The sequence below is a fragment of the Blastococcus sp. HT6-4 genome, assembly GCF_039679125.1.
Taxonomy (GTDB): domain Bacteria; phylum Actinomycetota; class Actinomycetes; order Mycobacteriales; family Geodermatophilaceae; genus Blastococcus; species Blastococcus montanus.
In genome coordinates this window covers 3,926,080-3,947,545 of sequence record NZ_CP155551.1, presented here as the reverse complement: position 1 = coordinate 3,947,545, position 21,466 = coordinate 3,926,080, and the positions used below count along the sequence as shown (strand labels likewise).

18 protein-coding genes and 1 pseudogene are annotated in these 21,466 nt (G+C 73.6%); 10 read left to right on the top strand and 9 right to left on the bottom strand.

Annotation, left to right across the window (positions count from 1 at the left end):
- Positions 1 to 91 precede the first annotated feature (91 nt).
- A complete protein-coding gene (locus tag ABDB74_RS18900) occupies positions 92 to 799 on the top strand; it encodes a hemerythrin domain-containing protein (RefSeq protein ID WP_346620313.1) in 708 nt (235 codons plus the stop codon).
- 54 nt (positions 800 to 853) lie between these two features.
- Here the strand turns inward: ABDB74_RS18900 and ABDB74_RS18895 are convergent, their stop codons facing one another.
- Positions 854 to 1,894: a YihY/virulence factor BrkB family protein gene (locus ABDB74_RS18895; protein WP_346620311.1), complete on the bottom strand. Its 1,041-nt coding sequence runs from the start codon at positions 1,892 to 1,894 to the stop codon at positions 854 to 856.
- 94 nt (positions 1,895 to 1,988) lie between these two features.
- Positions 1,989 to 3,494: an MFS transporter gene (locus ABDB74_RS18890; RefSeq protein WP_346620310.1), complete on the bottom strand. Its 1,506-nt coding sequence runs from the start codon at positions 3,492 to 3,494 to the stop codon at positions 1,989 to 1,991.
- A gap of 202 nt (positions 3,495 to 3,696) precedes the next feature.
- Between ABDB74_RS18890 and ABDB74_RS18885 the strand changes: the two genes are divergently transcribed.
- Positions 3,697 to 3,858: a hypothetical protein gene (locus tag ABDB74_RS18885; RefSeq protein WP_346620308.1), complete on the top strand. Its 162-nt coding sequence runs from the start codon at positions 3,697 to 3,699 to the stop codon at positions 3,856 to 3,858.
- Between the two features lie 109 nt (positions 3,859 to 3,967).
- Here ABDB74_RS18885 and ABDB74_RS18880 read toward each other — a convergent pair whose 3' ends face one another.
- Positions 3,968 to 5,761: an acyl-CoA dehydrogenase gene (locus ABDB74_RS18880; RefSeq protein WP_346620306.1), complete on the bottom strand. Its 1,794-nt coding sequence runs from the start codon at positions 5,759 to 5,761 to the stop codon at positions 3,968 to 3,970.
- Between the two features lie 111 nt (positions 5,762 to 5,872).
- Here ABDB74_RS18880 and ABDB74_RS18875 point away from each other — a divergent pair, with 111 nt between their 5' ends.
- The 3 genes and pseudogenes from ABDB74_RS18875 to ABDB74_RS18865 all read left to right on the top strand — a co-directional run.
- Positions 5,873 to 6,328 (top strand): hypothetical protein, encoded by a 456-nt coding sequence (locus ABDB74_RS18875; RefSeq protein ID WP_346620304.1) that lies wholly within the window; start codon positions 5,873 to 5,875, stop codon positions 6,326 to 6,328.
- Entirely contained in the window at positions 6,325 to 7,494 is a 1,170-nt protein-coding gene (locus tag ABDB74_RS18870) for a zinc-dependent alcohol dehydrogenase (RefSeq protein WP_346620303.1), read from the top strand. Before ABDB74_RS18875 ends, ABDB74_RS18870 begins: the two co-directional genes overlap by 4 nt.
- A gap of 137 nt (positions 7,495 to 7,631) precedes the next feature.
- Positions 7,632 to 8,759 (top strand): annotated as a pseudogene (locus ABDB74_RS18865) (DUF222 domain-containing protein); the annotation flags it as partial.
- A gap of 239 nt (positions 8,760 to 8,998) precedes the next feature.
- Here the strand turns inward: ABDB74_RS18865 and ABDB74_RS18860 are convergent.
- Positions 8,999 to 10,771 (bottom strand): MDR family MFS transporter, encoded by a 1,773-nt coding sequence (locus tag ABDB74_RS18860; protein WP_346620302.1) that lies wholly within the window; start codon positions 10,769 to 10,771, stop codon positions 8,999 to 9,001.
- Positions 10,768 to 11,301, bottom strand: a complete 534-nt coding sequence (locus tag ABDB74_RS18855; RefSeq protein WP_346620300.1) for a MarR family transcriptional regulator — start codon at positions 11,299 to 11,301, stop codon at positions 10,768 to 10,770. Before ABDB74_RS18855 ends, ABDB74_RS18860 begins: the two co-directional genes overlap by 4 nt.
- A 206-nt stretch (positions 11,302 to 11,507) precedes the next feature.
- Here ABDB74_RS18855 and hrpA point away from each other — a divergent pair, with 206 nt between their 5' ends.
- A complete protein-coding gene (gene hrpA, locus ABDB74_RS18850; protein WP_346620298.1) occupies positions 11,508 to 15,452 on the top strand; it encodes an ATP-dependent RNA helicase HrpA in 3,945 nt (1,314 codons plus the stop codon).
- Between the two features lie 31 nt (positions 15,453 to 15,483).
- Here hrpA and ABDB74_RS18845 read toward each other — a convergent pair whose 3' ends face one another.
- On the bottom strand, positions 15,484 to 15,852 hold the full coding sequence (locus ABDB74_RS18845) for a hypothetical protein (protein ID WP_346620297.1): 369 nt from the start codon (positions 15,850 to 15,852) through the stop codon (positions 15,484 to 15,486).
- A gap of 203 nt (positions 15,853 to 16,055) precedes the next feature.
- Here ABDB74_RS18845 and ABDB74_RS18840 point away from each other — a divergent pair, with 203 nt between their 5' ends.
- The 3 genes from ABDB74_RS18840 (at position 16,056) to ABDB74_RS18830 (ending at position 18,118) form a co-directional block, all read left to right on the top strand.
- Positions 16,056 to 16,445, top strand: a complete 390-nt coding sequence (locus ABDB74_RS18840; RefSeq protein ID WP_346620296.1) for an ATP-binding protein — start codon at positions 16,056 to 16,058, stop codon at positions 16,443 to 16,445.
- A gap of 75 nt (positions 16,446 to 16,520) precedes the next feature.
- Entirely contained in the window at positions 16,521 to 16,685 is a 165-nt protein-coding gene (locus tag ABDB74_RS18835; RefSeq protein ID WP_346620294.1) for a hypothetical protein, read from the top strand.
- A gap of 83 nt (positions 16,686 to 16,768) precedes the next feature.
- Positions 16,769 to 18,118, top strand: coding sequence for a cytochrome P450 (locus tag ABDB74_RS18830; protein WP_346620293.1), 1,350 nt, complete (start codon positions 16,769 to 16,771; stop codon positions 18,116 to 18,118).
- Here ABDB74_RS18830 and ABDB74_RS18825 read toward each other — a convergent pair.
- Positions 18,115 to 19,455, bottom strand: a complete 1,341-nt coding sequence (locus ABDB74_RS18825) for a GTP-binding protein (protein WP_346620292.1) — start codon at positions 19,453 to 19,455, stop codon at positions 18,115 to 18,117. The genes ABDB74_RS18830 and ABDB74_RS18825 overlap by 4 nt on opposite strands.
- A 68-nt stretch (positions 19,456 to 19,523) precedes the next feature.
- Here ABDB74_RS18825 and ABDB74_RS18820 point away from each other — a divergent pair, with 68 nt between their 5' ends.
- Positions 19,524 to 19,748: a hypothetical protein gene (locus ABDB74_RS18820; protein WP_346620290.1), complete on the top strand. Its 225-nt coding sequence runs from the start codon at positions 19,524 to 19,526 to the stop codon at positions 19,746 to 19,748.
- Here the strand turns inward: ABDB74_RS18820 and cysD are convergent.
- Together cysD and ABDB74_RS18810 are read right to left on the bottom strand one after the other, a co-directional pair.
- A complete protein-coding gene (cysD, locus tag ABDB74_RS18815; RefSeq protein ID WP_346620288.1) occupies positions 19,739 to 20,647 on the bottom strand; it encodes a sulfate adenylyltransferase subunit CysD in 909 nt (302 codons plus the stop codon). The genes ABDB74_RS18820 and cysD overlap by 10 nt on opposite strands.
- A gap of 81 nt (positions 20,648 to 20,728) precedes the next feature.
- The gene (locus ABDB74_RS18810) at positions 20,729 to 21,466 is read right to left on the bottom strand and encodes an inositol monophosphatase family protein (RefSeq protein ID WP_346620287.1); all 738 of its coding nucleotides are present in this window, start codon (positions 21,464 to 21,466) and stop codon (positions 20,729 to 20,731) included.

The following is a 21,466-nucleotide window of genomic DNA, read 5'->3' as shown; positions in this document are numbered from 1 at the left end:
CCCCGCGCAACCGGGGTCGGGGCGGCCCCCGGGCATGGGCGGGCGGCGGATCGGGCAGGAGGTCGCCCACCCGTGACCCCCGGAGGCTCCCGTGACCCGATCCATCGCCGACCAGACCATCGCGGAGCTCGGCGGGCACGCCAGCGTGCTCGTCCACCAGCGCCGCGACCACGCCGAGCTCGAGCGCCTGCTGCACGAGCTCGGCACCACCACCGGCACCGCCCAGGAGGAGGTGCTGACGCGCCTGGACAGGCTGGTCTTCAGCCACGCGTTCGCCGAGGAGGTGGTGCTGTGGCCGGTGCTCCGTCGCGTCCTGCCCGACGGCGACCAGCTCACCCGCCAGGTCGAGGAGGAGCACCAGGAGGTCAACGAGCTGGTCAGCGCCCTCGAGCGGGACGGGCTCGACGACCCGCGCCGTCCCGAGCGGCTGGCTCGGCTCGCCGAGGTGCTCCGGGAGGACGCGCGCGACGAGGAGGACGTGCTGTTCCCCCGGCTGCAGGAGCGGCTCACCCCCGGGGAGCTCCGCGCGCTGGGCCGCCGCTGGGCGATCGTGCGCCGCGTGTCCCCGACGCGGCCGCACCCCACCGTCTCCCGCCGGCCACCGGGCAACGCCCTCTCGGGCCTGCCGTTGACGCTCGTCGACCGCACCCGCGACGTCGTCGACGCGGGCGTCCGCCGCGTGCCGGACCGGTTCGCCCCGGTCGGCCGGGCGGTGAGCCAGGGCCTGGCCGCCGTCGCCGGCGTCGTCGAGCGGGTGCCGCTCGCCCGCCGGGGCGATGGGCCGCCGACCAGCCGCTGACGAGAACGGCCCCCTCCCGGATCGGGAGGGGGCCGTGCTGCGTGCAGTCCGCGCTTACGTCGTCTGCTGGTCCTTCGGCTCGTCGCGGGCGTCGAGCTGGATCTCCTTGTCGGCCCGCGGGACGCCGTCCTTCAGCTCCTTGCTCCGCTCCATCTCGGCGTCGAACTCGATGCCGAAGAGCAGGGCGAGGTTGATCAGCCAGAACCAGATCAGGAAGATCACCACGCCGGCGAGCGCGCCGTAGGTGGCGTTGTAGTTGCCGAAGTTGGCCACGTAGAACGCGAACAGCGCCGAGGCGACGACCGCGACCACGATGGCCACGGCGGCGCCGGGGCTGATGAACTTGAACCCGCGCAGCTTCACGTTCGGGGTCGAGTAGTAGAGCACGGCGATCATCAGCGCCAGGACGACGAGGATGACCGGCCACTTGGCCCAGGTCCAGACGGTCAGGGCGGTGTCGCCCAGGCCGATCGCCTGGGCGACCGCGTCGACCACCGGCCCGCTGAGCACGAGCATGGCGACGATCAGCGCCGCGAACAGGATGCCGACCAGGGTGATCAGCAGCTGCAGCGGCTTCAGCTTCAAGAACTTGCGGCCTTCGGGCGTCTCGTAGACGACGTTCGCCGCGCGGGTGAACGCCCCGACGTAGCCGGACGCGGTCCACAGCGCACCGATGAGACCGAGCACGAGGGCGAAGCCGGCCGCGCTGTTGTTGCCCGCGATGTCCTCGATGACCGGGTTGAGGGTCTCCGCCGCGGACTGGGGCACCACCGCGGTCAGCGCGTCGGTGAGCTGCTGCGGGGTGGTGAAGATGCCCGCGATGGCCGCCAGGGCGGTGAGCGCGGGGAAGAGGGCCAGCACGCCGTAGTACGTCAGCGAGGCGGCCCAGTCGGTCATGCCGTCTTCGCTGAACTCCTTGGCGGCGCGCTTGACCGTCGCGCCCGTTCCGGTGCCGGTGTCGGCGCCGGTCGGGGCGTAGTCGGCCCGTGTTCCGTTGACGACGTCGTCGTCGGGTGCGGGGTCGGTCGCGGCACGGTTGCCGTGGAAGCGGGTGTCCGCCGCGGTGCGGCTGGACGAGCCGGTGGGTCGGGCCATGGAGAGTCCTCCGGACATGGGGTGCGGTCGCATCCCCCGATGCCCCGCACGGATCGGTTCCATGCCGAGTGCCGCGGCGTGTCGCCCGAATGCGTCAGCGGATGCCCGAGACCGGTGACCACTCCCCGGCGCCGGCGGTGGCCTGTTCCACGTCGGTCAGCGGGTCGGGACCCCGCCGGGCAGCCCGTCGCCGGTCGCCGAACATCGCCAGGAGCGCCACGGCCACGACGATCGCGGTGGAGACCACCCCGATGAGCGCCACCAGGGTGAAGGCGACGGCCCGCGGCAAGCCGGTGGCCGGGTCGATGCTCCCGGCGATCAGGGTGACGGCGAGGGTGCTGCCCAGCGCCTGGCCGACCGAGCGGGCGATCGAGTTCACCGCGTTCGCGACCCCGGTCTCCTCCTCGTGCACCGCGTCGACGACCAGGGCGGGGAGCGCGGCGTAGGCGACGGTGACGGACAACTGGGTGAGGATGCCGGCGACGATCACCAGCCACGGCTCCCCGCGCAGCCCGGCCAGCACGCCGAACCCGGCGACCCCGGACAGCGCCCCGGCGGCCAGGGTGGGCAGGGCGCCGAACCGGCCGACGACCCGGCCGGCGAACGGCGCCACGACGATGCCGACGACGCCGCCGGGCAGCAGGTAGACCACCGCCGCCTCCAGCACGCTGGCCCCGAAGCCGTACCCGGTGATCTCCGGCGGCGCCTGCACGTACTGCAGGACGGCGAGGAACGAGGCGAACAGGGCGATGCCGGTCATGAGCCCGGCCACGTTCGGCACGACGGTGCGCCGGTCGGCGAGCATGGCGGGGCGGACGAGCGGCTGTGCGGTGCGCCGTTGCAGCACCACCCAGCCGGCGAGCACCACCACGGCTCCGGCCAGGCAGCCGAGGGTGGCCGGGGACGCCCACCCCCAGCGGTGGCCCTGCGAGACCGGCAGCAGCAGGAGCACCAGGCCGGCCCCGAGCACGATCGCGCCCCACCAGTCGACCGTGCCGCTCCCGGTGACCGGACGGGCCGGCAGCAGCCACGCGGTGAGCGCCAGGGACAGCAGTGCGACGGCGAGCCCGATCCAGAAGGGGTGCCGGTAGTCGCCGCCGTTCCCGGTGAGCAGCCCGGTCGCCACGAGTCCGGCCACCCCGCCGACGGCGAGGGTGCTGCTGACGATCGACATCGCCACGCTGAGCCGCGCCTCGGGCAGCTCGCGGCGCAGCACGCTGATCGACAGGGGGAACAGGCCGTAGGAGGCGCCCTGCAGCACGCGGGCGACGAGCAGCAGCGGCAGCGACGTCGTCACGATCGCCAGCAGGGTGCCGAGCGAGACGACCACGAGGATGCCGAGGATGACGGGCCGCTCGCCCCGGAGGTCGCCGAGCCGGCCGAGCACGGGGGTGAGGACGGCCGCGGCGAGCAGGTTCGCGGTGAGCACCCACCCGGCGGCGGCGGCCGAGACGTCGAGCTGGTCCTCGATCCGGCCCAGCGCGGGGACGACCAGGCTCTGCAGGAGCGACAGCGTCGTCACGCCGAGCGACAGCGCGAGGATCAGCGCCCCGGGACGGGTTCCGGCCCGGGCTGCCGTGGCGGCTGTGGGGTCGGACACCCGCTGATCAGACCACGAGCCCCGGACACCCCGGGACGGCGCGGCCCCGGGCAGCCGTTCTTGTGTTCCGCCTCACACCCCGTCAGGTGAAGTGCCGGATCGGACGATTGAGACGGCGTGGAACGGGGGAAGAGTGGCTCGACGACGTGCCGCCAGCCCCTGACCCGGCGGCGATACCCGGAGTACTGAGGAGAGCGATCTGATGATGTTGTGGGCGGCCGTGACCCTGCTGGGCTTCCTGGTCCTGACGGCCCTGGTCATTGCCATGGGCACGCAGTCCACCGCTCGGTACGAGCAGGAGAAGCGGGCGGCGACCCGCGCCTCGAGCGGCCGGCAGAACGCCTCCGAGGCCGTCCGGGCCTGAGCCCCGCAGCACCCCAGCACGCGACGGCGCCCCGTCCTCCGCACGGAGGGCGGGGCGCCGTGCTGTGCGGCCTCGGCCGACGATCCCTCCCGGGCAGGGAGGGCCTCGCTCAGAGACAGGCGTCCCGGGTGTCGAGGACGGTGCGGTCCAGCGACTCCAGCAGGTCGAACTGGGCGCGGGTGCGGGGGAGCTCCCAGCGCCAGAAGTAGCGGGCCGCGGCGCGCTTGCCCTCGTGGAAGTCGGTGCTGCCGTTCTCGGCCGCCAGCGCCTGCTCCAGCCAGAGCCAGCCGACGACGAGGTGCCCGGCGGCCTCCAGGTAGACGTGCGAGTTGGCCAGGGTGACGTCCGGGTCCCCGGCCCCCCACAGGGTCGCGGTGACCGATGCCATGCGAGCGACGGCGGCGTCGAGGTCGGCGGCGAACCCGGCCCACTGGGTGCCGGCGGCGCGGGCCGTCGTCGCCGTGATCGTCTCGCCGAGCAGGGCCAGCCCGGCGCCGTCCCGCATGACCACCTTGCGGCCGAGCAGGTCCAGCGACTGGATGCCCTGGGTGCCCTCGTGGATCGGGTTCAGCCGGTTGTCCCGGTAGAACTGCTCGACCGGGTAGTCGCGGGTGTAGCCGTAGCCGCCGTGCACCTGGATCGCCAGGTCGTCGGCGACCGGGCCCCACTGGGACGGCCACGCCTTGGCGATCGGCGTGAGCATCTCCAGCAGCAGGTGGGCGCGGGCCCGCTCCTCCTCGGTCTCGGCGGTCTGCTCCTCGTCCACGAGGCGGGCGCAGTACAGACCGAGGGCCATGCCGCCCTCGACGTAGGACTTGGCGGCCAGCAGCATCCGGCGGACGTCGGTGTGCTCGATGATCGGCACCATCGGCGAGGCGGGGTCCTTGCCCGCGGGCGGGCGGCCCTGGGTGCGGGTGCGCGCGTACTCCAGTGCGTGCAGGTAACCGGTGTAGCCGAGGACGGTCGCGCCCACGCCGACGCCGATCCGCGCCTCGTTCATCATGGTGAACATGTAGGTCAGGCCGCGGTGCGGCTCGCCCACGAGGTAGCCCACCGCGCCCGCCTGCCCGCCCGGGGTGTGCACGCCCTCGCCGAAGTTCAGCAGGGTGTTCGTCGTCCCGCGATAGCCCATCTTGTGGTTGAGCCCGGCGAGGACGACGTCGTTGCGCTCGCCGAGCGAACCGTCCTCGTTCACCAGGAACTTCGGCACGATGAACAGCGAGATGCCCTTCACGCCGGGCGGGCCGCCGGGGATCTTGGCCAGGACCAGGTGGACGATGTTCTCGGTCAGCTCGTGGTCGCCGCCGGAGATCCACATCTTGTTGCCGCTCAGCCGGTAGGTGCCGTCGTCCTGCGGCACCGCCTTGGTGGTGATGTCGGCCAGCGACGAGCCGGCCTGCGGCTCGGACAGGGCCATGGTGCCGAACCAGCGGCCCTCGATCTCCGGCGCCACGTAGGTGTCGATCTGCTCGCGGCTGCCGTGCGTGAGCAGCAGGCGGGCGTTGGCCATGGTCAGGAACGGGTAGGCCGAGGTGCCCACGTTGGCCGCCTTGAACCAGGCGAACACCGCCTGGCCGACGACGTGCGGCAGCTGCATGCCGCCGAACTCCTCGTCGAACTCGCCGGCCATCAGGCCCGCCTCGGCGAACACCTTCAGCGCCCGGGCGACCTCGGGGATCATCTCCACCTTGCCGTCGACCATCCGCGGCTCGTTCTCGTCGGCCGTGCGGTTGTGCGGCGCGAAGTGCTCGGTGGCGATCTGCTCCGCGAGGTCGAGCACCGCGTCGAACGTCTCGCGCGAGTGCTCGGCGAACCGCGACCGCTTGGTCAGCGACTCGGCGTCGAGCCACTCGTGCAGCAGGAAGTCCAGGTCACGGCGGGACAGGATCAGCGACGACGGCACGAGGTCTCCAGCGCGGGTGCTTCGGCGGGTGCGAACCACCTCACACTAGGCCGGTTCCCCGACGGCCTGGCAGGGGTAGGTCCCGACCCCGCCGTCGACCGAGGAGCACGCGTGGAACTACGAGCCATCGCCAGCCGTGCGGGGAGCGCCCTGCTGGGCACGCTGCAGCACGTCCGCCTGCCGGGGGTGGGCCAGGCGTCGGTCACCGACGACCCGGCCACCGCAGCCCGGCGCTGGCGCGCGGTCACCGTGCTCCGGTCCCCGGACCGTGTCGGGACCCCCGAGGCGCCGCCGCCTCCGCTGGACCGGTTCGGCGACCGCGTCGAGGTGCGTGTCGGGGCGGCCCCTGGCGAGAAGGGCACCGAGCTCGCGGCGCGGTTCCGCGGGACGCCGTCGGACGAGGAGATCGGTGAGCTGCGCGCCGCGCTGCGGGAGGCCAAGCAGCGGCTCGAGACCGGTGAGGTCCTCCGGGTCGACCCGCAGCCGCACGGCCACCGCGAGCCGACGCCGCAGGGTGCCGCGCTCGCGGGGATGACGGAGCGGGCGGACGAGGAGGGCGTGCTGTGAAGGCGGCGACCTGGACCGGGGTGGACGAGGTGTCGGTGGAGGACGTCCCCGAACCGCGGATCCTCAACGACCACGACGTGATCCTGGAGATCCGGCAGAGCGTCACCTGCGGCACCGACCTGCACCTGCTCGGCGGGTACATCCCGTTCATGCGGGCCGGTGACGTCCTGGGCCACGAGTTCATCGGCGACGTCGCCGAGGTCGGCAAGGCCGTGAAGCACCGGAAGGTCGGCGACCGCGTCGTCGTCGCGCCGTTCGCCGCCTGCGGCAACTGCTGGTACTGCCGGCAGGAGCTCTTCTCGCTGTGCGACAACGGCAACCCGGACCCGGGGATCACCGAGGGGCTGTGGGGTCAGAGCCCCGGTGGCTGCTTCGGCTACTCGCACGCCATGGGGGGCTACGCCGGCAGCCACGCCGAGTACATGCGGGTGCCCTATGCCGACGTCGGCACCTTCGTCGTGCCCGAGGGCGTCTCGGACACCCGTGCACTGTTCGCCTCCGACGCCGCCTCGACCGGGTGGATGGGCGCGCACCTCGGGGGCACCCGGCCCGGTGACGTCGTCGCGGTCTGGGGCGCCGGCGGGGTGGGCCAGATGGCCGCGCGCGCAGCGATGCTGCTGGGCGCCGCGCAGGTGGTCGTCATCGACCGGATCCCCGAGCGCCTGGCGCAGGTGCGCGATCACGTGGGCGCCGAGGCGGTGGACTACACGGCCACCGACGTCGTCGCGGAGCTTCGCGAGCGCACCGGCGGGCGGGGCCCGGACGTCTGCATCGAGGCCGTCGGGATGGAGGCGCACGCCCCCGGTGCGCCCGGGATCTACGACCAGGTCAAGCAGCAGCTGCGGCTGCAGACCGACCGGCCGACGGCGGTGCGCGAGGCGATCATGGCTTGCCGCAAGGGCGGGAGCGTGTTCACCCTCGGGGTGTTCGCCGCGATGGTGGACAAGTTCCCGCTCGGGGCGGCGATGAACAAGGGGCTGACGCTGCGCGGCGCGCAGGTCCACGCCCAGCGCTACATCCCGGAGTTGCTCGAGCGCATGCAGCGCGACGAGCTGGTCACCGAGCACCTGGCCACGCACGTCATGCCGCTCGCCGAGGCCCCCCGCGGCTACCGGATGTTCAAGGAGAAGGAGGACGGCTGCGTGCGCGCGGTCTTCCAGCCCTGAGGGCGGGAGACACCCGATGCCCGCTGCGGGTGTCCGGCCAGTGAATGCGATCGCTGCCCTGCGCTTCGGCGGCGTTTCACGGCGTTGACCTGCGGTTTCGGGTTGTCGGCAGAGATCGATCCCGGTAGTCTTCGTACGTGCGTTCGACGGCTGCGGGTGATGCGCTGGATCGGTTGACGGCCGCGCTGGACGACCTGGCGGCCGAGGACCTGTCCGGTCGGTTCGGCTCACAGCTGCTCGACCGGCTGCGGCCGCTGCTGACCGCGCAGAACCGGCTGGCGGCGGAGGTCACCCGCACGGTGCGGGAGTGCGAGGTCACCTCCGCCGCCGAGCACGACGGGCAGAAGGCGATGACCTCCTGGCTGCGCGGGCACGCCCGGCTGTCCCCCGCGGCGGCGTCGCGGATGGTGCGCTCCGGACGGGCGCTCGCCGAGCTGCCGGCGGTGGCCGAGGCCGCCGCCGTGGGCGCGATCACCGCCGAGCAGGTCGCGGTGATCGCCCCGGTCGCCGCACCGCGGAACGTGGCGGCCGCGCAGGCGCAGGACGTGGAGCTGGCCGGGGTCGACGCGACGTTGGCCGAGGTGGCCGCGGCCCGCCCGCTGGACGAACTGCGCCAGGTGGTGCAGCACTACCTGGCCCGGCTCGACCCCGACGGCCCCGAACCCGATCCGACCGAGGGCCGGTCGCTGGTGGTGGTCCGGCACGCCGACGGCAGCATTACCGGCCGGTTCGACCTGGATGCCGTCGGCGGTGAGAAGTTCCAGGCCGCGGTGGAGTCGATCGTGCAGGCATCCCGCCCGGCCGGGGACACGCGCACCCGCGCCCAGCAGTCCGCCGACGCCCTGGTCCAGCTGTGCGACAACCAGCTCGCCTCGGGCGCCCTGCCGGTTCTGCGCACCCACAAGCCGCACGTCATCGTCCGGATCGACCTCACCGACCTGGTCGACCCCGCCACCGGACCGGGCGCGGCCACCACCGGGTTCGGGGCGACGATCTCCGCCGCCCGCGCCCGGTGGCTGGCGTGTGACGGCAACGTCTCCCGGATCGTCATCGGCCCCGACGGCGAGCTCCTGGACCTGGGCCGCCGGCACCGGGTGGTCCCGCCGGCCCTGCGCCGCGCGGTGGAGTACCGCGACCGGGGATGCGTGTTCGCCGGCTGCGACGCCCCCGCCTCCTGGTGCGACGTCCACCACCTCGTGCACTGGGCCGACGGCGGAGAGACCTCGCTGGAGAACTCAGGGCTGCTGTGCGAACGCCACCACACCAAGGTCCACCACGGCTTCCGGATCGAACGAGATACCAGCGGCCGATGGCACGCCTACCGGCCCGACGGCACCGAGATCCTCATCCTCCCCCGCCTCACCGCAGAACCCGAACGCTCACGCACGAGTCGACCTCGTCAGGCCCGGTCGGCCGCTGGCCTGAGCTCAGGCGCACGACGGCCCCTCCGGGTGCCGGGAGGGGCCGTCGGTGTGCCGCCGAGGGGCGTCCCCGGGGTGGGTGATCAGCGGGGCGCGTCGGGGCGGTCGCCCGGCTGGCCCACCGGCGGGGGCACGGAGGTCGGGGCCGCGGCGCCGACGGCCTCGGTCGCCTCCTCGGCCGGGTCGTCCGGGTCGCTCGTCGCCGTCCCGGCCGCCGCGCCCTGCCGGGCCTGGATGCCGGACTTGTCGCTCAGCGCCAGCTCCGGCAGGAACAGGAAGACGAAGAACCCGATCGCCACGACGCCGGCGGCGATGAGGAACACCAGGTCGATCGAGTTCGAGAAGCCGACCTTGAACGGCTCGGCCAGGGCGGCGGGTAGCTCCTGGATGAAAGAGGTGTCGTCGAGGATGTCACCGCTGCCGGCGCCCAGCTGCTGGAACTGCGGCGCCAGCTCCGGGTTCGCCCGCACCGTCTCCTGGACGGCGTCCCCGATGTCCTGGGGCAGCCGGGTGAACAGGATCGACAGGAAGGCCGCCGTCCCGATCGTGCCGCCCATCTGGCGGAAGAAGGTCACCGACGAGGTGGCCACGCCCATCTCCCGGGGGGAGACGGCGTTCTGGACGGCGAGGATCACCGGCTGGAAGTTGAACCCGAGCCCCAGGCCCAGCAGGACCATGAACGGCATCAGCACCAGGATGGAGGTGTCGGCGCCGACGAGGAAGGACAGCGACAGCAGCGCGACCACCATCAGGGCGATGCCGACCAGCGGGAACACCTTGTACCTGCCGGTCTTCGAGATGGCGATGCCCGAGCTCAGCGCCCCGACCATGATGCCGCCCACGAGCGGGATCATCTGCAGGCCGGCGACCGTGGCGCTGGAGCCCTGCACGATCTGCAGGTACTGCGGGAGCAGCAGCAGGCCGCCGAACATGCCGGCGCCCATGACCGCGCTGCCGATGCCGCTGACGGCGAAGCTGCGGTTGCGGAACAGCCGCAGCGGCAGCAGCGCGTCGTCGCGGTACGCCCGCTCCGCCAGCACGAACAGCACGAAGCCGATGGCGCCGATGACGTAGCAGGTGAGGGCGCCCGACGATGCCCAGCCCCACGTGCGGCCCTGCTCGGCCACGACCAGCAGTGGGACGAGGAAGGCGATCAGCGCCAGGGCGCCGGGCCAGTCGATCCGGTGCTCTCGGCGCTCGTGCGGGAGGTGCAGCACCCGCCACACGGCGGCGAAGGCGAGCACGCCGAGCGGCACGTTGATCCAGAAGATCCAGCGCCAGCCGTCCACGCCGAGGATCGAGTCGTGGCCGGCGAAGAAGCCCCCGATGACCGGGCCGAGCACGCTCGAGGTGCCGAAGACGGCCATGAAGTAGCCCTGGTACCGCGACCGCTGCCGCGGCGGGACGATGTCCCCGATGATCGCCAGCGCGAGCGACATCAGGCCCCCGGCACCGATGCCCTGGACCGCCCGGTAGGCGGCCAGCTGGTACATCGAGTCGGCGAGGCCGCACAGCGCCGAGCCGACCACGAAGACGAGGATCGCGAACAGGTAGAACGGCCGTCGTCCGTAGATGTCGGAGAGCTTCCCGTACAGCGGGGTGGAGATCGTGGAGGTGATCAGGAAGGCCGTCGTCGCCCAGGCCTGGAGGTCGTAGCCCTGCAGGTCGTCGGCGATCGTCCGGATCGCCGTCGCCACCACGGTCTGGTCCAGCGCGGCCAGGAACATCGCGACCATGAGCCCGGCCAGGATCGTGACGATCTGCCGGTGGGTGAAGCTGCCGCCGGCATCCGGGGCGGCGGCCGCGGCGCGGGCGTCCCGGCGGACGGCCGCGGTGGTGCGGGTGGACTGGCTCATCGGTTCTCTCTCGGCTGGTCGGTGGTCGTTCGCGTGGGGGCGGGCTCCGCGGCGGTTCCGGGCAGGCCGGCCGCGATGTCGTCGACGAGTCGCCCGAAGAGGGTGGTGAGCGTGGCGAGGTCGGTCGGGTCCCAGTCGGCGGTCACCTGCTCGAGGTGGGCCGTCCGCTCGGCGCGCAGCGAGTCCAGCGCCGCGTGGCCGGCCTCGGTGACGACCAGGCGGCTGGCGCGGCCGTCGGTCTCGTCGGCCACCCGGCGGACCAGGCCCTCGTCCACGAGGGCGGCGACGTGCCGGCTGACCGTGGAGGGGTCGGCGTGCACGAGCTCGGCGAGTGCGCTCTGCCGGAGCGGACCCTGCCGGGCCAGTGGGAAGAGCAGCACCAGGGCGGCGCGGTCCCGCGAGTCCGGGCCGGCGAGCTGGGCTTTCAGGGCGTGCACCACCCGCATGAACCGGGGGAGCTGCTCCGAGAGCGCAGCCACGGCGGCGAGCCGATCGGCGCCGGAGGCCGCGTCCGGGGACGAGGGCGACATGGGACTCCAAGGACGGTGGAAACAGGTGCACACTACAACCCGTTGTGCAGTGCAAGCAACCAGTTGCACCGTGCACGGATGGTGATTCGAGGCACCTGGCCCGCGTCGCCGCCCGGCAGTGCGATCCTGGGTGGTGGCCCCTGGTCGTCCCCGGTGGGGCGACCCGTCGGTACCCCTGTCGACCCGAGAGGAACGCGAGCCCGCCCGTGAGTGCCCCGCCAGACGCCGTCCGGGCGCGCGACGACCTCCGGGATCGCCTTCCGGACCTCACCCTGGCCGACGAGCACCGGCTGCGCCGCCGCCTGGACGGGTTGCGGAAGACGCGCGACCCGCAGGCCCGTGCGCGGCAGCGGGAGCGGATCGAGGCCGACGTCGCCGCCGCCGAGGAGCGGATCGCGCGCCGCCGCGCCGCCGTCCCGGCGATCAGCTATCCCGAGGACCTGCCGGTCAGCGGGCGACGGGACGACATCGCCGCGGCGCTGCGCGACGCCCAGGTCGTCGTCGTGGCCGGCGAGACCGGGTCGGGCAAGACGACCCAGCTGCCCAAGATCGCCCTCGAGCTCGGGCGGGGCGTGCGCGGGCGGATCGGGCACACCCAGCCGCGCCGCATCGCCGCCCGGAGCGTCGCGGAGCGGATCGCCGAGGAGCTGGGCACGCCGCTGGGCGAGGCCGTCGGCTACAAGATGCGGTTCAACGACCAGGTGTCGGACTCGACGCTGGTCAAGCTGATGACCGACGGCGTGCTGCTCGCCGAGATCGCGCACGACCGGCTGCTCCGCCAGTACGACACGATCATCCTCGACGAGGCCCACGAGCGGAGCCTCAACATCGACTTCCTGCTGGGCTACCTGGCCCAGCTGCTGCCGAAGCGGCCCGACCTCAAGCTGGTCATCACCTCGGCGACGATCGACGTCGAGCGGGTGGCCGCACACTTCTCCGGCGCCCCGGTGGTCGAGGTCAGCGGCCGCACCTATCCGGTCGAGGTCCGCTACCGACCGGTCGTGGACTCCGACGACGAGGACGCCGACCCCGACCGCGACCAGGTCAGCGCGATCCTCGACGCCGTCGACGAACTGGTGGCCGAGGGCCCGGGCGACGTCCTGGTCTTCCTCGCGGGCGAGCGGGAGATCCGCGACACCCAGGACGCCCTGGCCGAGCGCGCGATGCCGGGCACGGAGGTCGTCCCGCTGTACTCGCGGCTGTCGGCCGCCGACCAGCACAAGGTCTTCGCGCCGCACGCCGGACGGCGGGTCGTGCTCTCGACCAACGTGGCCGAGACGTCACTGACGGTTCCGGGGATCCGCTACGTGATCGACCCGGGCACCGCCCGCATCTCCCGGTACAGCCATCGGACCAAGGTCCAGCGGCTGCCCATCGAGCCGGTGAGCCAGGCCTCGGCCCGCCAGCGCTCCGGCCGGTGCGGCCGGCTCGGCCCGGGCATCGCGATCCGGCTGTACACCGAGGCCGACTTCGACAGCCGGCCGGAGTTCACCGACCCGGAGATCCTGCGCACCAACCTGGCCTCGGTGCTGCTCCAGATGGCCGCCCTGGACCTGGGCGCCGTCGAGGACTTTCCGTTCGTGGATCCCCCCGACCGCCGCGCCGTCGCCGACGGCCTGGCGCTGCTGGAGGAGCTGCACGCCCTGGACGAGCACGGGAAGCTCACCGAGACCGGCCGGGCGCTGGCCGCGCTGCCGCTGGACCCCCGGATGGCGCGGATGGTGGTCGAGGCCGACAAGCGGGGCGTGCTCGACGAGGTCCTCGTCATCGCCGCGGGCCTGACCATCCAGGACCCGCGCGAGCGGCCGACCGAGCACCAGCAGGCCGCGGACCAGATGCACGCCCGGTTCGCCGACGAGAACTCCGACTTCCTGGCCCTGCTCAACCTGTGGCGGTACCTCGGCGAGCAGGCCGACGCGTTGAGCGGCAACCAGTTCCGCCGCACGGTCAAGCGGGAGTTCCTGCACTACCTGCGCATCCGGGAGTGGCAGGACCTGCACGGGCAGCTCCGCGGCACCGCCCGGCGGCTCGGCATGACGGTCGGCGAGCCGGCCGCCGAGCCGGACGAGCGGGGCATCCACGCCGCCCTGCTGGCCGGGCTGCTCTCCCACGTCGGGCTCCAGGTCGAGCAGGCGAAGGGGGACAAGCGCCCCGGCCGCGAGTACCTGGGCACCCGGAACACCCGCTTCGTGATCGCTCCCGGTACCCCGCTCGCGAAGAAACCGCCGCGCTGGGTGGTGGCCGCCGAGCTGGTCGAGACCAGCCGGCTGTTCGCCCGCACCGTCGCACGGATCGATCCCGAGACCGTGGAGAAGCTCGCCGAGCACCTGGTCAAGCGGCAGTACTCCGAGCCCCGGTGGGACGCCAAGCGCGGCTCCGTCGTCGCCACCGAGCGGGTCACGCTCTACGGGCTGCCGCTCGTCGTCGGCCGGCGGGTGCAGTACGGCTCGATCGACCCGGTCGTCTCCCGGGAGCTGTTCATCCGGCACGCGCTGGTGCAGGGGGAGTGGACCACCCATCACCGCTTCTGGGCCGAGAACCAGCGGGCCATCGAGCAGGTGGCGGCGCTGGAGGAGCGTGCCCGGCGGCGGGACATCGCCGTCGACGACGAGACGCTGTTCGAGCTCTACGACGCGCGCATCCCCGCCGACGTCGTCTCCACCCGGCACTTCGACCGCTGGTGGAAGCAGGCCCGGCACCGACAGCCGGAGCTGCTCACCTTCACCCCGGAGATGCTGACCAACGCCGCCGTCGCGGCCGAGGTCCGCCCCGACGACTACCCCGACGAGGTGCGCCTGACCCAGGGGCTCACCCTGCCGCTGTCCTACGCCTTCGCGCCCGGCGCGGCCGAGGACGGCGTGACGGTCGACGTGCCGCTCGGCGTCCTCGACAGCGTCGCGCAGCGGACCTCCGGGGAGTCCCTGGCCTTCACGGTGCCCGGCCTGCGGGAGGAGCTGGTGACCGCGCTGCTGCGCACGCTCCCCAAGCAGCTGCGCCGGGCCCTGGTCCCGATCCCGGACCGGGTCCGGGCCGTGCTGCCGAACGTCGACCCCGGGGAGCCGTTGCTGCCAGCCCTGGAGCGGGAGCTCCGGCGGGCGGCGGCCGTGGTCGTCCCGCCCGACGCCTGGCAGCCGGACCAGGTGCCCGACCACCTGCGCGCCACGTTCCGGGTGCTCGACGACCAGCACCGGCCGCTGGCCACCGGCAAGGACCTCGCGGCGCTGAAGGCGCAGGTCGCCCCCCAGGCGCGGGCCAGCCTGGCGCGGGCCGCGTCCGAGCTGGAACGCACCGGTCTGACCACCTGGGACGTCGGCACGCTGCCGCGGACGGTGGAGGTGCGCCGCGGATCGCACGTGGTGACCGCGTACCCGGCGCTGGTGGACGAGGGCGCGACCGTCGGCGTCCGCGTGGTGCCGACCGAGGCCGAGGCCACCCGGCTGTCCTGGCGCGGGGCGCGGCGGCTGCTGGTGCTGGTCGCGGGTTCGCCGGTCAAGCAGGTGGTCAAGGGGCTCCGGCCGGCCACCCGGCTGGCCCTGCAGTTCAACCCCGACGGGGAGATCCCCGACCTCGTCGCCGACTGCGTGGACGCCGCCGCCGACGAGCTGATCGCCGCCGCCGGTGGCCCGCCGCACGATCAGGCGGCCTTCGACGCGCTCGTGGCGGCGGCGAAGGGGCAGCTGCTCCACCTGACCACCGACACCGTGGGCCGGGTCGAGGCGGTGCTCACGCAGGCGCGGGAGACGGCGGTGGCGATCGGCGCCGCGCCGGCCCGCCGGGTGCCGGAGGCGGCCGTCGCCGACCTGCGCCGGCAGATGACCGGGCTCCTGCACCGCGGCTTCGTGGCCGCCACCGGACGCAGGCGGCTGCCCGACGTCGTGCGCTACCTCACGGCCATGTCCCGTCGGCTGGAGAAGCTCCCGGCCAACGCCGCCCGGGACGAGCTGGGGATGCAGCAGGTCGCCGCGGTGACGGCCGAGTTCGAGCAGCTTCGGCGGCAGGTGCCACCGACCGGAGCGCCCGACGACCCGGTCACGCGGATCCGCTGGATGGTCGAGGAGCTGCGGGTCGGGTTGTTCGCCCAGGGCGTCGGCACGCCGCGCCCGGTCTCGGAGCAGCGCATCTACAAGGCGATCGACGCGCTGCTGCCCTGAGCACGTCGTGCGCTCGACCGCCCGGGGGAGGTCAGGCGGTCGGGTCGTCGCGGGACTCGCGGAGGAGAGCGGAGATGCGCTGGCGGGTGACGCCGAACAGGGCGGCGATCCGGTTGATGCTCACCTCCTCGCGTCGCAGCGCCGCCGCCTCCTCCCGGCGCCAGTCGTGTCCTGCGCCGGCGAGTGCGGACAGCACCGACGAGACGCTCTCCACGACCAGGGGGCGGGCCTCCTCGGTCACCAGATCCAGCCAGGGGCGGCCCGCTCGGCGGTCGGCCAGGAGCTGCTCGGCCCGGGCCTGAGCCCGCTGCAGCTCGTCGACGCTCGCGCCGAGACAGGTGATCAGCTGCTCGAGCGCCTGGAGCGTCACGTCGTCGGCGGAATGGTCGGACGCGCGCATGGTCCTCTCCTGGGCGGGGCGGGCAGCCGCGCGCGACGGCGCGACCGGCACGAGCATCGCCGCAACACACCTGGGGTGCAATAGGGGTTGCGCATGTGCCGTCGTCGGTAGATAGTTGCCCGCAACTTATCCGCGTGCAGGGCTCTGGCCGCTGCTGCGGCACGGGGGCACCGCTTCCACCGCCGGCAGAAACGGACACCAGCATGTCGACCCTCACCGCGAGCACGGACCTGCCGCCGGTCGCCGCCAGCGTGCCGGGGGCCCGTCGCCTGGTGGGTGTGCTGCTCCAGGCGTGGGGGGCCCGGCAGGACCACGGCGAAGCGGCGCTGCTGGTCACCGAACTGGTCGCCAACGTCGTGGACCACGTGGGCGGGAGCGACTGCCTGACCCTGGAGGCCACGCTCTCCGACGACTGGCTGCGGCTGGCCGTCGTCGACTGCTCGCCCCGCCGCCCGGTCGTCCAGCAGTTCTCCGCCGACCGGCCGCGCGGCCGCGGGATGCTCATGGTCGAGGCGCTGGCCGACCGGTGGGGCTGCGAGGACCACCGCGACGGCAAGCGGGTCTGGTTCGAGCTCCGGCCGCCCCGGCTGTGACCCACCGGCTGGTTTGCCACGGTCCCCGATCGGGGACCGGCGAGGAGGAAGCCAGCCGAAGGAAGGGACTGCGCGATGAGCGAGCCGAACACCCATGCTGCCGGTGAGAACGTCTCCGACGAGGAGATGATCGAGACCGTCGCGGGCCAGACCGACAGCGCCTCGGAGAACGCCGACGTCGCGGGCAAGGACTGGGACGGCGACCCGGGCGCCGCGCCGGCGCCGACCGACCAGGCCTGAGACCCCGCATCTCCGCACCGCCCCCGCCCCGCTCCGGGACGGGGGCGGTGCCGCGTCGGGGTGGGCGCTGACAGACTGCGGTGATGAGCGCCACACCAGCGACGCGACCGGCCCCGGTGACCGGTCCGCTGGGGCCGCTGACCCGGCCCGCCCGGACAGCGGCGCGCTGGGCCGTCCGGCACGGTCTGCCGGCGGTCTACCTCTCCCGCAGCGCCCGCCGGGGCGACCCGATCGGCCGCCTGATGCGCGACCCCGCCCTGCGTGAGCAGCCCTACGGGCTGTACGAGCAGGTCCGTGCCCGTGGGCCGTTGTCGGCCAGCAGCCTCGGCCTGGTGACGACGTCGCACGCCGTCGCCCAGCAGGTGCTGCGCAGCGACCGGTTCGGCGTCGGTTGGGATCGTTCGGGTGCGCCCCGGACGATCCGCTGGGCGCTGAGGTTCGGCGACGACCCGGCGGCGGCCGGGGTCGCCGAGCCGCCGTCCATGCTGGTCGTCGACCCGCCGGACCACACCCGCTTCCGCCGGCTGGTCAGCCGCGCCTTCACGCCACGGGCGACGGCGGCGTTCGAACCGACGATCCGGCGCACCGCCGAGCGCCTGCTGGACGACCTGGCGCGCCGGGCCGGGACCGTCGACCTGGTCGAGGCCTACGCCGCCCAGCTCCCGGTCCTGGTGATCGCCGATCTGCTGGGCGTCCCCGTCGCCCGCCGGGAGGACTTCCTGCGCTGGGGCGCAGCGGCGGCGGCCACGCTGGACCCCGGCCTGCCGCTGCGCCGCTACCTCGTCGCGGAGCGAGCGCTGCGGGACATGCACGAGTTCCTCGGCGACCACTTCGCGCGGCTGCGGCGGGACCCCGGCGAGGACCTGGTCAGCCGGCTGGTCACGCTGCCGCCGGAGGAGGCCCTCACCGACCGGGAGCTGCACGCCACCGTGCTGCTGCTCCTCGGCGCCGGGTTCGAGACGACGGTCAACCTGCTCGGCAACGCCGTCGTGCTGCTCGACGCCCACCGTGGGCAGTGGGACGCGCTGCGCGCCGAGCCGGCCGGCTGGGAGGCCGCGGTGGAGGAGGTGCTCCGCCTCGACAGCCCCGTGCAGCTCACCGGCCGGTCGGCCCGTGCGGAGGTCGAGCTGGGCGGGCGCACCGTCGCCGCCGGCACCCGGGTCACGCTCCTGTTGGGCGCGGCCAACCGGGACCCCGAGGTCTTCCCCGACCCGCAGCGCTTCGACATCACCCGGGCCAACGCCCGCGAGCACCTGGCCTTCTCCGGCGGCATCCACTACTGCCTGGGTGCGGGGCTGGCCCGGCTCGAGGGCGCCATCGGTCTGCAGGCGCTGAGCGAGCGCTTCCCCGGCCTGCGGGTGGCCGGCCGGCCGGTGCGCCGGAACCTGCAGACCCTCCGTGGCTTCGAGGTGCTGCCGGTGGTCCTGCGCTAGCTGCCCGGGACCAGCATCCCGGCGCCGACCGTGGCGTTGGTCGCCTCGTCGACGAGGATGAACCGGCCGGTCACCCGGTTGCGGGAGTACTCGTCGACGAACAGCGGCTGGGTGGTGCGCAGCCGCACCCGGCCGATGTCGTTGAGGCCGAGCTCGCCGATCTCCGGCTCGCGGTGCAGCGTGTTGACGTCGAGCCGGTACTGCACGTCCTTCACCACCGCCCGCACGCTGCGGGTCGTGTGCTTGACGGCCAGACGCTGGCGCGGGCGCAGCGGCTCGTCGGTCATCCAGCACACCAGCGCGTCGAGGTCCTGGACCACGTGCGGGGCGTTCGCCGGCCGGCAGATCAGGTCGCCGCGGGAGACGTCGAGATCGTCGGCGAGCCGCACGGTCACCGACATCGGGGCGAAGGCCTCGTCCACCGGGCCGCGCGGGCCGTCGATGCCGGCGATCGTCGTCGTCAGCCCGCTGGGCAGCACCTGCACCTCGTCCCCCGGCCGCAGCACCCCGCTGGCGACCGTCCCGGCGTAGCCCCGGTAGTCGTGGTGCGCGTCGGACTGCGGGCGGATCACGTACTGCACCGGGAAGCGGACGTCGACGAGGTTGCGGTCGCTGGCGACGTGCACGTGCTCGAGGTGGTGCAGCAGCGAGGAGCCCTGGTACCAGGGGGTGTGCTCGGACCGGCGGACGACGTTGTCGCCGTGCAGCGCCGAGATCGGGACGACGGTGAGGTCGGGGACCTCGAGCTTGGCGGCGAAGGCGGTGAACTCGTCGCGGATGGACTCGTAGACGTCCTCCGACCAGTCGACGAGGTCCATCTTGTTGACCGCGACGACCAGGTGTGGCACCCGCAGCAGCGAGGCGAGGAACGCGTGCCGGCGGCTCTGCTCGACCATGCCCTTGCGGGCGTCGACCAGCACGATCGCCAGGTCGGCGGTGGAGGCGCCGGTGACCATGTTCCGCGTGTACTGAACGTGGCCGGGGGTGTCGGCCAGGATGAACGTGCGCCGGGGGGTGGCGAAGTACCGGTAGGCGACGTCGATGGTGATGCCCTGTTCGCGCTCGGCGCGCAGCCCGTCGGTGAGCAGCGCCAGGTTCACGTAGTCGCCACCGGCGCTGGCCCGCTCGACCGCCTCGTACTGGTCCTCGAACACGGCCTTGCTGTCGTAGAGCAGCCGGCCGATGAGGGTGCTCTTGCCGTCGTCGACCGACCCGGCGGTGGCGATCCGCAGGATGTCCTTGCGCGCCGTCGCGATCTCGGCGGCCGCCTCCGCGGCGGGGGAGTGGACGTCGATCGGGGTGTGGGCGGCGGTGTCCGCGCTGTCGACGGGGGTCATCGGGAGTTCTCCTGGCAGGCGACGGCGGGAGGGCGGACGCTGGAACCCGACCCCCCGGAGAGGACCGCATGTTCGTGCTGGTCGCGGCGGTGCCCGCGCTGATGGTGGTCGTCGTGGGCTACGTCGTGGGCTTCGCGGCCACCGAGTGGCTCTGCACGCTGGTGGCCGGTGAACCCGCCGGCACGCCGGAGGTGGCGGGCTGGATCACCGGCCTGGTGCTGCTCGCCGTGGTGGCTCGCGTGCTGGTGGCCCTGTGGCGCCGCCGTCGGAAGGCGGGCGGGCATCAGAAGTAGCCCTCCTTCTTCCGGTCCTCCATGGCGGCGTCGCTCACCTTGTCGTCGCCCCGCGTCGCCCCGCGCTCGGTCATCCGGGTCACCGCGATCTCGGCGATGACCTCGTGGACCGTCGTCGCGGTGGACGGCACGGCCGCGGTCAGGTTGGCGTCCCCGACGGTGCGGTAGCGGACGCTCTCCCGGCGGACCTGCTCGCCGTCGCGGGGCCGGATGAACTCGTTGACCGCGTAGAGCATGCCCTGGCGCTCCACGACCTCGCGCTCCTGCGCGAGGTACAGCTCCGGGATCGCGATCTGCTCGTGGGCGATGTACTGCCAGATGTCGAGCTCGGTCCAGTTCGACAGCGGGAAGACCCGGATCGACTCGCCGAGATGGATGCGGCCGTTGTAGAGGTCCCAGAGCTCGGGGCGCTGGTTCTTCGGGTCCCACTGGCCGAACTCGTCGCGGAAGGAGAAGACTCGCTCCTTCGCGCGGGCCTTGTCCTCGTCGCGGCGGGCGCCGCCGAACAGCGCGGTGAAACCGTGCTCCTCCACCGCGTCGAGCAGCACCGGCGTCTGGATCCGGTTGCGCGAGCCGTTGGGCTCCTCCTTGACCGTGCCCGCGGCGATCGCGTCGGGCACGGAGGCGACGACCAGCTGCACGCCGAGCTCGGCCACCCGCTTGTCGCGGAACTCCAGCACCTCGGGGAAGTTCAGCCCGGTGTCCACGTGCATGACGGGGAACGGGATGCGGGCCGGGGCGAACGCCTTCCGGGCCAGCTCGAGCATCACGATGGAGTCCTTGCCGCCGGAGAACAGCAGCACCGGCCGCTCGAGCTCGGCGACCACCTCACGGAGGACGTGGATGGACTCGGCCTCCAGCGTCTCCAGCTGGCTCAGCCGGTAGTCGGGGGTCGTCACGCGCGGAAGCTCCAGGGACTCGGGACCGGTTCGACGTGCACAAACCCGATCGGCATGGTGGGGATTCCCGTCCAGTGTCCGCTATCGCGCGGCGCCGGCCGCAGCCAGCACCCGGTCGGCCAGCTCCGGGCGGCTGACGACGAGGTCCGGGAGCGAGGGATCGGGCCGGTTGTAGACCAGTGGGGAGCCGTCGAGCCGGCAGGTCACCAGCCCCGCGGCGCGGGCGATCGCCACCGGCGCGGCGGAGTCCCACTGGTACATGCCGCCGGAGTGCACGTAGGCGTCGACCTCCCCGCGGACGACGGCCAGCGTCTTGTACCCGGCCGAGCCCAGCGGGACCAGCCGGCCACCGAGCGCGGCGGCCACCGCCTCGGCCTCGGCCGGCGGGCGGGTCCGGCTGACGGCGATCCGGACCGGTCCGTCCGGGCGGGCGGGCAGTGCGGGCGCCGGGTCGGTGACGTGCACCTCGCCCAGCGCCGGCAGGGCGACGGCGGCGGCCGACAGCTCCCCCCGGACCCACAGCGCCACGTGCACGGCCCAGTCGGCGCGCTCGGGGTCCCCGTACTCCCGGGTGCCGTCGAGCGGGTCGACGATCCAGACCCGGTCGGCCGACAACCGCCGGGCGTCGTCGGTGGCCTCCTCGCTGAAGACGGCGTCACCGGACCGCTCGGCCGCGAGCACGCCGGCGATCGCGCGCTGACCGGCCGCGTCCCCGACGTCGCCCAACTGCCGGCCGGACAGCCCCGACGAGCGGAGCGGCAGCAGCGCCTCGGCCGCCGCCCGGGCGGCGAGTGCGGCGACCTCGACGTCGGTGCGCAC